Source organism: Lederbergia graminis (genome assembly GCF_042655485.1).
In the GTDB taxonomy this organism is placed as follows: Bacteria; Bacillota; Bacilli; order Bacillales; family Bacillaceae_C; genus Lederbergia; species Lederbergia graminis.
Genome location: NZ_JBHSMC010000010.1, coordinates 156,548 through 167,004, shown reverse-complemented (window position 1 = coordinate 167,004; position 10,457 = coordinate 156,548). Strand labels below are relative to the sequence as shown.

Below are 10,457 nucleotides of genomic sequence, written 5' to 3'. Positions count from 1 at the left end.
CGAAGCCCTGATGCTAATTTTTCCATTGATTTGCTTTGTGCATTCGTTGCAGCACCTAATTGACGGTGTGTGTTCAACGCCGCAATATTATGATTGATAATCATGCTCAATTTCCTCCTTGAATGTGTCATCCACTTCCTTGTGGATGGTTGTTTATTTTGTTGCGGATTTGGAAGGTCGGCCGCCCTTCTTTCTTCGCTTCAATAGTTATATCGTCATGGTTCGATTTTATTTAATAGTTTTCGATAAATTTTTTATCGTTTTTACAAAAAGAAAAAAGAGTGGAAACCAAATACTTTGATTTCTACTCCTTCTTTGCCTTTGCCAATATGCTAAACAAATCATTTACTTCAGCAGATGCCGCTGTATTCTCACTTTGTATCTCCATCCATACTTCTTTCCGATGAATCTCCACATTCTTTGGTGCGTTGATACCAATTTTCACTTGATCGCCTTTGATGGCTGCGATGGTGATTTCGATGTCGTTGCCGATTTGGATAGATTCACCTTTTTTCCTTGTCAATACGAGCATGTCATCACCCCTTCACAGGCTGGCCAAATAATGGCTGCTTTGTTTTGTATTTTTCGTCGTTTAGGATGACTTGCTTACCTTTATTCTTTTTAATATTCATCACGATCGGTGCTTGTAAATTAGCAGTGCTTTTTTCAAATGGATCTTGAACTGTTAAGATGACTAGTGCACTAACATCTTCTGGACTTACTACTTCTAGTTCTTCCACTGTGTTGTCATCTAAAGCAAACTCATATGGAGAAAAGAGTGTATATGGATCTGCAACTACGAACGCAAGTGCAGGAGTTGTTACAGATTGCATAACGGACATATTAGTTAAATCTGGTAAAGGTAATAACGTGAACTTAGTTTCATCTGGGAACCCTGGAATTCCTTTTTCAAATATAATGATTGTATCTTCCGCGATTTCAACTTCACCATGGTATTTGGTTTTTATTTTCATTCGTCACACTCCATCTTATTTTACAAAATCAATATGTAAGCTGTTTTTCTGTTGTAACGATACGTTTACATCACCTAGTTGATAGGAGATGATCGGCTTACTTGCCTGTGCATTGATTATAGGTTGTCTTGTTTGTACATTTATATCTACTTTACCACGTTGGTAATGTACTTTTACAGAAAAAGGCGATGGGATATATCTAATATTGACATCTGGTGGAGGTGGATTTGCATGACGTCTTGCTTGTTCTGCGTATGCATTGACTCCATTATGAAAATTCATCATTTCGTTTCCATCGGTTACAATTTTGGAGATTGCTTCACTCGCTTTTCTATATGCCTTTTGAGTATTATCCCGCGTAAATGATTTCATACTCTTTAAACCTAGTTCTTCCCAAGCTTGTGTTTGGTCAATCGTCAATCGCCCTGGATTTTGTTTAATCCTCATTTCTGCTTTTGGTTGCGAAATATGCATCTCTGCTTGAGGTTGTTGAATTGATTGTCTCGCTGGTGTCGTATTGATAGCGATTTTCGCAAATTGAGATTGCATGCGAATTTGCGGAATTTGCATTTGCTTCCACCTCCTAAAAAAGGGTCACCCCATGATGAGGTAGACCCTATTCTCTATCTTAAAAAGTCCATTAATGTCGGTTGAATTATTCGAGCACCGACTGACATTGCTGCACGATGGACAGCTTCTTGGGCTTTAAATTCCATCAATACTTTTTCGAATTCTACGTCTTCATTATCAGACATAATCCGTTTTGCAATAATTTCTTGGTTATCAATCCGTTGCTCCATGAAGTCTAAGCGGTTTGTACGTGCACCTAGCTCAGCTCGTGCTGAAATCATATTATCAGCACTTTCATCAAGATCATCTAACACGTCACCGATAGCTTTCGTATCACCGGCACGTAAAGAAGATTCTAATTGATCTAGTACCGCAAATACACTACCACCAGCTCCGAATACATTCGCTCCCTGCATATTAACTGGGACCATAATGCCTTTCGCAAGCTCATATTCTACATTATCCGTTCCAAATGCAACATTTCCAGCTTCATCAATTGGTGGGTTTAATGTATTTGTTCCATTAAAAATATACTTATCTCCCACTTTGGAGTTAGCAATTGTTTTTAAATGATCTTTTAACTGTGCAACCTCTTCCGCAACTGCCTCGAGCTGAGAAGCATCATATGTTTCATTACTCGCTTGCACCGTTAATTCACGGATACGCGCCATTACTTGAGTCGCTTCCCCAATTGCAGAGTCAGTTGTTTCCACCCAGTTACGTGCTTCTGAGAAGTTTTGTTTGAATTGTTCAACCTCAATAACGTTAGTACGGTAAAACATTCCCTTCATCGCAACAACCGGATCATCGGAAGGGCGAGAAATTTTTTTCTGTGTTTGCACTTGCTCAAATAAGCGATCAAGGCGCCCGTAGCTTTGATTTATATTATTCATCACACTTCTAGCAATCATGCTATCTGTTACGCGCATCTGTTACACCTTCTTATCTACCGGCAATTCCCATACCGTTAATAATTTTCTCTAGCATCTCATCAATGACCGAAATCATTCGTGCAGATGCGGAGTATGCATGCTGATACTGAATTAAATTCGAGAATTCTTCATCCAGTGACACTTCACTAATCGAACTGCGAGTTTGACTTACGGAATCTACTAAAACATTTGTATTATATAGGAGACGGTTCGCATGTTGCCCCTTTACTGCCATGGAGCCAATAACCCCTTCATAGAACGATTGCATCGTACCTGATCTAATTTCGAGTGGCGGTAAGTTTTCTAACCCTTCAATAACACCTTCTGAAATAACGGCATCTTTTATTTTTGCTAGATTCAGTGCGTTACCACCGTTTCCGCTTTCCGTTCCTTGTAATGCAGCAGCAATTTTTGCTGGATCAGTAATGATGATGTTCATTCTACCAGCCGCTCCTTGTAAAGCACCGACATCAAATAGAGCCTGTCCAGCATCCCCATTTAAATCAAGTCCTTGTGAATGCACTTCATTGAACACTTGCGCAAATGTATATGCATACTTATCTAAGTCGGTAAGCATGTCAGGATAATCGACATCATGGGCATGGAATAAGGCAGCTAACTTTCCTTTTCCTTCACCTAAACTATCAAAGGTGACTTCTCTATTATTTAAAAATAAATGTTCCTTCGTATTATCCCATTCTAGTTTATTTGTTTCCGTATCATTAATAAGTCGCACTTTTGCACCATTGAGTGTAATCGAAATGGTACGACCACCTTCTGCAATCGATAACGAGTTACCGCCATATTGGACACTTTCTGATTCGATTGGAACGAGCTTAGATAATTGGTCTACCATTCTATCTCTTTCATCATATAAATCATTTGGTAAATAACCATGTGGCTCAATTTCACTGATTTGCTTATTAATCGCTGCAATATCTGTTGCAAGCGCATTGATTTCATTTACTGTTATATCTAATTCTTTTTTCGTGTCATTTTTGATCGTAGTTAAGGAATCATGTAAATAGTTGAACGTTTCTGCGACAGATGTTGCCCGTTGAATGACGACACGTCTTGATCCTTCATTTTCCGGATTCGTACTTAAGCTTTGTAATGATTGCCAAAATTGTGCCATCGCTTTTGCTAAGCCGACATCACTCGGTTCGTTCATAATGTCTTCCATTTTAGAAATCGAGCTTGCCATTGATTCATAATATCCAAGCTTCGTATTTTCACCGCGAAACTGTTCATCTACAAAGGAATCGCGAATGCGTTCGATGATTCCTCCATGAACCCCTGTTCCTACTTGCCCAGGAATTTGTGGACGGTTCATCGATGCTGCTGGATATGGTTCACTTTGTTTAAAGTGCACACGTTGTCTTGAATATCCAGGCGTATTTTTATTAGCGATATTATGACCTGTTACATGGATGGCACTTTGTTGTGTGTACATCCCGCGTTTCGCTGTTTCTAACCCCATAAATGTAGAACGCATCTTGTTTCCTCCCTTCTGTTAAGCCTTAGAATCGAATATTGATTTTCCTGGATTTGGGTGATCATTCGCTTCGTTTCTTGTTTTAGTATAATTGGCATTATCTAGCTCAGGTGCCATTAAATCGAGGTTTAAGTGAATAAATTGTAGCGAGAGTTTTAGCAACTGTTGGTTCAGTTCATTTACATCTTTCAGTTGCGCAAGTACAGTTCCTAACTCTTCTTGTAACTGCTGTAGCTCTTTCCCTTCCGCTCCCTCGAGCACCGTAATAATATCTGATATCGTTACATCTTTATTGCCTTTTGCTATAACTTCAGCTACTTGCTGACGTTTATTATTCGTAATTTGAATACTTGCTGCTATTTTTTGCTCTGTACGAAGAATTTTTGTTAGCTCTTCGACATCATTATTTTTCAATGCAGTTGTTTTTTCATTTGCTGTTTGTAAAAGCTCTTTGTGTAATTCTAGCAATTTTCCCATTGCAGTAATTAATGTTTGGGTCGTCATCCAGTGACCCTCCTATATTTTTATATCGACAAAATCAGCTTATTATTAAGCGTAAATATTAATCAGTAATCCTTGGATTTCGCCTACGAGTGCCAGAATATCTAAGCCTCTTTGCTCTTTGTCAAGGACAGTATTTGCCAAATCAATTAATTTCTTATCTACTTCTTTGACGATTTTATATACTTTCGTTCGTCCACGCCAATCAAGTCCGCGTTGCTCTTCCAGTTGCAATCCACTGCCGACAGCGTCTTCCATAAAGGACTTCACGAGCTGCTTGTACTTTTTAAAATCTTCAATAGTTTGTGATTTGGCAAGTTTCTGGCCTTGCTGTTCAATATCGATGCGTAATTGTGCCATCCGTTCATAAACAATGTTTTCTCGGCCTTTCGCCATCACTTCGGAAAACTTAACGGAATCCGTGGCTACTTGTTCCTTACGTTGCACATTATTGATTCCGGCTTTTTCAATTCTACGCACATCCATGAAGATCACTCCGTCTTTAAAATATTGCTTTTTATTTTATCACATGAAAACGATAAGAAAGAATTTAGGGGTGGCTCAATGTCAAAATAGAGTCACCCCTATACATCATTATTGTAGTAATTGTAAGATTCCTTGTGGCAACTGATTTGCTTGAGCTAGCATCGCTTGTCCTGCTTGGTTTAAGATATTACTCTTCGTGAAGTTGGACATTTCTAGCGCCATATCAAGGTCGCGAATACGTGATTCAGCAGCTGTTAAGTTTTCGTTTGCTGTTTGTAAGTTCGTAACAGTATGCTCTAGGCGGTTTTGATAAGCACCAAGTACGGAACGTTGTTCAGAAACTTTACTAATCGCAGCATCAATTAGATTGATTGCAGCACGAGCACTTGTTTCTGTGCTAACATCAACACCTTTTGAAGCATTTACTCCAACTACTGCAGGTGTACCATCCGCATTGAATCCAATACCAAGATTCGCTGCATCCATTACAGCTAAGTTAATTTCTAATGACTCCGAACTGTTAGCACCGATTTGGAATTGTAGACTAAGATCTTTTCCACGATTCACATCAAAGTCGCTGTCTTTCAATTCAATATCTAGACCATTATTTGCACCATCATCTGTTTTGTTTGTACCTAATGTTAAAGACGTACCACTTACAGAATAAACAGGGCTTAATGCGGCTACTGGATTACGAGCTGTATCTTTTACAGCACTATCTAATACTCCGACAATTTCATTTAGAACAGTCGGAATATCCTTACCTGTTACATCAATCCTTGCCGCACCATTCGCATAATTAGATGCTGGCTGACCAAATGTAATCGTAAGTCCATCAATTTTCAATGTGTCACCAGGCTTTGGTAGCTCTGAAAATTCAATGTTGAAGCTTTCAGAAAGTAACGCGTCAGGATCTGCACTGAATTTATTAGTTGTTATATTAGTATATGGATTAGTAAACTTCACACTATTTCCAACGGTTGTAGAGATATTCTCATTGTTTCCTGGCATATTCGTAATATCTTTTGCGGACATTGGTTTCACTGACTGTAAAGATAAAACAGCGCTGTTTACAATACCATCAGTTCCAACTCCAGTTGATGTAGCATTTTTAGGTGTTGCAGTAAAATCTGGATCATTATCTCTAATTGCTGATGCAAGTTGACCTACTAAGCGATTCATATTAGCTATAACAGCAGCATCCGTAGTTGCATTATCATTCCAAGTAGTAATATTAACAGCAATATTTCCTAGGGTTATGCCCGGTGAAGTTCCACCAGACATATCAATTTCATACGTTTTACCATTAATAGTAAAGGTTTTCCCTTCCAGATTAGCTGCAGTTAATTTCCCTAAATCACTAGTAAACTCAACATCAACCTTCGCAGGTGAAGTCGGAGCAGCTGTAACTTGTCCCTTCCATACACCATTTCCGTCGTATGGAATTTTATTAGTGCTAATTTCCGCAAATGCTCTACCAGCTTCGTCTCCACTGAATAATTTCTTTTGGTTGAATTGTGTAGTGTCTGCGATACGGTCAATCTCATATGTTAATTGGTCGATTTCGTTTTGAATTGCTGCACGGTCGGCATCTTCTAATGTTCCGTTTGCTGCTTGAACACTCAGTTCACGCATTCTTTGTAAAATCGAGTGAGTTTCATTTAATGCGCCTTCTGCCGTTTGGATAAGTGATACAGCATCAAGGGCATTGCGCTCTGCCATATTAAGTCCACGAATTTGCGAGCGCATTTTTTCAGAGATTGCTAGACCAGCTGCATCATCAGCTGCGCGATTAATTCGTAATCCAGATGATAGCTTTTCTAGGCTTTTCGATGTAGCTGCCATTGTTTGTGATAGATTTCGATAAGCGTTTAACGCTTGGATATTATGATTAATTCTCATCTTTTCTTTTCCCCCTAGTCGCGAGTTAGCACCTTCACATTTTGTTCATACGCACTTGTCTTTTTATGTAATGCCTTTTGTGCATCTTGATTTCCGGATGCCATCGCTTCGTTCCATGCACTTGCGATATCTTCCATAATTTGTAGGACCTCTTGTAAGATCGATACATCTTTCTTTAAGTTACCTACTACTACTTGGTTTGCCATGTAATTGTATAAAGTGTCTAGTTGATCGGCTATAATGCCGGCCTCATAGTTAATTCCAGCACCGAGACGTTCAATAATATCATTCACTTTTTGCAAGTTTTCATTTGCAGCAAGTGGTTGGTTTGCTTCTATTTGTTTAATTGCTTCCGCTAATTTAGCGATACCTGCTTCATAGAGGAGCGCAGTGATTTGCTGCGGCGTCTTCTGATAGATTAATTCTTTTGTTAAAAAGTCCATACGTCTTCCTCCATTCATATTACATATCGGTTATTTCGACATTTTTTTTACTGTTATTTTTGAAAATCCATTAGTAATAAATCTCTTAGCGGTGTTTCCGGTCCATTTCTTCCAACAGCAGTAATATCTCCGCAATCACAGAATAAAGCTGTGGTGGAACATTGCTCCCGAGATCAATATCTAGCAGCTGGCCTACGAGACTTTCATCCTCTTGCATTTGGATGCCATGTTGTTTGGCGAGCGCCATTATTTTCGTTGCCACTGCTCCTGTTCCTTGGGCAACAACGGTTGGTGCTTGCCCTTCTGCCTCATCATAGCGAATGACAGCTGCAGAAGGTCCATTCTTGAGACGACGATTTTTTTGATTATAGTAGTTTGGTATCATACGGTAAAATCGTACCCTCTTTCTGTGAATGTTGGCTGCTTTTTTTCTGGTTTTGTTTCTTGTATTTTTTCTACTTCGGTTAAATGACTGAATTGGATTTTACCAATGTGATAGCCGATGTCTTCTAGCCTTTCTTTCGCTTTTTCAGCAAGAGGAGTAATCCGTTCCTGAAATTGCTCGCTATCATTTTTAATGGTAATTGATAAGTTGCGGTCAACAGCTGTCAGCATAATGCCGACATCCCCCATCCTTTTTGTTTCGAGGAGAAAGTATAAACTACAATTCTCCCAATCTATCTTTTGATGATTGCTTTGTGATTTTAAAAATACTTTTACATTTTCCACTTGGTCACGTAAAACAATTGGCAGCGAAAATAGCATCGTCTGTAAACCACTTGCATCACTTTTACTTAATAATTGTTGACCAGTAATATTTTGTAATGCTTGTTCTGCCCTTTGACCTGCAGTACTATTTCCTTCTGCTTGAATCAGTTTCATCAATGTACTTTTTAATGATGCATCTGTTTCTGCTTTACTTCCATCCCCAGCAACTAAACGATGTGCAATATCAGAATCACGCATTAACCCAAGGCTACGGACATACTCGAGCGTATTTCTAGCAGTAGGTTCACTTCTTAACGTTTGTAATGGTTCTTCAATGGATCGTGATAGTTGCTTCGCTAATGGGATTTCTTCTAACTTCATTAATTCGTCTGATACAAAATGTTTTACTCGTTGGTCGGAAGGTTGGAACATGATTTTCTCCACTGTTTGCCTTACTTGATGAATGATTTCACTCGCTTGTCCGCGTTCTCCTCTATTTAGTAATTTCCGTGCTTCATGAAGTTGCGAACTAGCTTGAAGAAGTTGTTTCTCTGTTTTCATATCGGTATATAACATAAAGTCACTTTTTAAAATCGCGTTATCTAACTGTTTTATTGCGGATTCGAGTGAAGGCCGCGCTTGAATTGGTGCCTGACGAATTAAGCTCTCAGCCGTCCGCAGTGAATTGGTAATATCGCGCTGCACTGCTTTAAAGTCAATTGCAGCTTGGGACAGTTTCTTCGTTATCGTTGTGACGAGAATATCCCGTGATTGAATAGGAATACTTGCTAAAAGATCACTACTCAAGCGATAAGACGATTCTGCTTGTCCAGCTTCTGGAGCCGGTGCTTGTGGTACTTCTACCTTACTAACCGCTTGAGCCAATTGCTGGCGAGCTGCTAATTCTTTTCCGAGTCCTTGTAGTTGCTCCGCTTGGGAAAGAGCAGTTTGGATATGCAGCTTTTCATTTGCAGGTAGTTCTACTTGCTCGAGTCCATTTTTTATCAATTGAATAACTTTTTGCAAATCTGGACCCGATTTTATTTGTTGCATCGCTTGCTTCAGCATTGCTTGTAAAGGAGAATCTTCTTTCGCTAAAGTAGCTTCAGATCCAGAAAGTTGAATGGTAATGGCACTTGGTTTTGAAGCAGATGCTTCTTTAATGATGGCAGCCACTTCTCTCGCTAGCTCTGGATTTCCCTTTAATTCATGAGTAAATTGATTCATGATTGCTTTAGCAATTTTATCGACGCTCTCTCCCTTTGTCGCTTGATTTAGTAACTGCTGGATAGCTTGCAATTTTGCTGGTTCAGCAACAACTTGTTCAAGCTTACTCAGCAATGCAACAACACGAGAGGACTCATTCGGCTTTGTTTGTTGTACATGGAAATCCGAATCCATGTCTGTTAGTAAATCTTGTAAAACAGCTCCCAGCTTATTTCCGTGTAACGCTTCATGCACTGCCTTCATTTGCGTTGGTGTAAAATCAAGTTTCTTTTGCACCATCCGAGTGATTGTTTCAAGCTGTTGTGCAGTTGCGTTAGGTGTCTTGTCAAGAAACGTTTTTATTTGCTGAAGCATTTCTCGTGATATCGGAACTTTATTGTCCTGTAATAGTTGTACAACTTGTTTTAGATTTTCTGGTAATGCAGGAGTTGGTTTTGTCGCTTGTTCCTTTGATACAGGTGAAGGTATTACCTTAACAACAGGCATATCCTGTGAAGCATCTTTTATTTGCAACATGACTCTTCCGGAAGCAGGTAGTTCCCCCTCCACCTTCACACGGACATCCTGACCCTTCATTTGTACTATTGCTTCATCATTTGGTAGTTTTTCGACTACAGTCGCTTGATGAGTCGTTCCAGTTTTCACTGGCTGTGGGGTCTGTGCTATTTTTGTAGATTGAGTTTGGTTTTGTATAATCATGGTTTTCACACCTTTTGATCAAAATAAAAAAGGAATATACCTTGTCTGCAACCGCCTTGCAGGGTACATTCCTACAGGTCAGATTCTCAAAAAGTAAGCTCAGCAAATAAGACCAACTATCTTGGCCTTTGCTGCTTACATGGCTGCTCATCCTTGAGCAATCATCGAATCCGTTCCTTATCTATTTACTTATAAAAATTTGCAATCCCTTTGGCTATTGCTTTTGGGTCTGGTTTATAGTTACCACTTTGAACTTGGTTCTTCAACTCAGCAACACGAGCTTCGCGTTCTTTCACAACAGAGGAAACTTGCATCATTTCTTTCGCTTCTGATGAAATCTCCACCTTATCCTTTTTTCCAGTTACTTGTGGTTGTTCAACTTTATTGATTTGCTTTTTATATGGGTTCATATCCACATGTCGAAAAGGATTGATCTTCATATTCTCACTCCTTCAATCCGTCCAAAATTACCTTGTACTCTTTTTATCGGTTGCTTGTAATAAATGTTTAGTCACATCAT

At 39.2% G+C, this 10,457-nt stretch carries 12 protein-coding genes and 1 pseudogene; all 13 read right to left on the bottom strand.

All coding sequences use genetic code 11. The annotated features are described in order from the left end of the window. Positions 1-104: pseudogene (locus ACFPM4_RS07975) on the bottom strand (flagellin); the annotation flags it as partial. Between the two features lie 200 nt (positions 105-304). After that, positions 305-532, bottom strand: coding sequence for a carbon storage regulator CsrA (csrA, locus tag ACFPM4_RS07970; protein ID WP_382349902.1), 228 nt, complete (start codon positions 530-532; stop codon positions 305-307). Between the two features lie 4 nt (positions 533-536). After that, positions 537-974, bottom strand: coding sequence for a flagellar assembly protein FliW (gene fliW, locus ACFPM4_RS07965; RefSeq protein ID WP_382349899.1), 438 nt, complete (start codon positions 972-974; stop codon positions 537-539). A gap of 15 nt (positions 975-989) precedes the next feature. Further along, positions 990-1,544 (bottom strand): DUF6470 family protein, encoded by a 555-nt coding sequence (locus ACFPM4_RS07960; RefSeq protein WP_382349896.1) that lies wholly within the window; start codon positions 1,542-1,544, stop codon positions 990-992. A gap of 53 nt (positions 1,545-1,597) precedes the next feature. Continuing rightward, positions 1,598-2,473 carry a flagellar hook-associated protein FlgL gene (gene flgL / locus ACFPM4_RS07955; protein WP_382349893.1) on the bottom strand — a complete coding sequence of 292 codons (876 nt, stop codon included), beginning with the start codon at positions 2,471-2,473 and terminating at the stop codon, positions 1,598-1,600. A 13-nt stretch (positions 2,474-2,486) separates the two neighbouring features. Further along, positions 2,487-3,971, bottom strand: coding sequence for a flagellar hook-associated protein FlgK (flgK, locus tag ACFPM4_RS07950; protein ID WP_382349890.1), 1,485 nt, complete (start codon positions 3,969-3,971; stop codon positions 2,487-2,489). Positions 3,972-3,989: 18 nt separating this feature from the next. After that, a complete protein-coding gene (locus ACFPM4_RS07945) occupies positions 3,990-4,475 on the bottom strand; it encodes a flagellar protein FlgN (RefSeq protein ID WP_382349887.1) in 486 nt (161 codons plus the stop codon). Positions 4,476-4,520: 45 nt separating this feature from the next. Further along, the gene (locus ACFPM4_RS07940; protein ID WP_382349884.1) at positions 4,521-4,958 is read right to left on the bottom strand and encodes a YaaR family protein; all 438 of its coding nucleotides are present in this window, start codon (positions 4,956-4,958) and stop codon (positions 4,521-4,523) included. Between the two features lie 108 nt (positions 4,959-5,066). Further along, entirely contained in the window at positions 5,067-6,860 is a 1,794-nt protein-coding gene (locus ACFPM4_RS07935) for a flagellin N-terminal helical domain-containing protein (protein ID WP_382349881.1), read from the bottom strand. Between the two features lie 14 nt (positions 6,861-6,874). After that, entirely contained in the window at positions 6,875-7,303 is a 429-nt protein-coding gene (gene fliS / locus ACFPM4_RS07930) for a flagellar export chaperone FliS (RefSeq protein WP_382349878.1), read from the bottom strand. A gap of 85 nt (positions 7,304-7,388) precedes the next feature. Next, on the bottom strand, positions 7,389-7,688 hold the full coding sequence (locus ACFPM4_RS07925; protein ID WP_144921523.1) for an EscU/YscU/HrcU family type III secretion system export apparatus switch protein: 300 nt from the start codon (positions 7,686-7,688) through the stop codon (positions 7,389-7,391). Continuing rightward, a complete protein-coding gene (locus tag ACFPM4_RS07920) occupies positions 7,685-9,937 on the bottom strand; it encodes a hypothetical protein (RefSeq protein ID WP_382349874.1) in 2,253 nt (750 codons plus the stop codon). Before ACFPM4_RS07920 ends, ACFPM4_RS07925 begins: the two co-directional genes overlap by 4 nt. 185 nt (positions 9,938-10,122) lie before the next feature. Next, complete coding sequence (gene flgM / locus ACFPM4_RS07915; RefSeq protein ID WP_144921518.1) at positions 10,123-10,377, bottom strand: flagellar biosynthesis anti-sigma factor FlgM; 255 nt, start codon at positions 10,375-10,377, stop codon at positions 10,123-10,125. Positions 10,378-10,457: the final 80 nt, after the last annotated feature.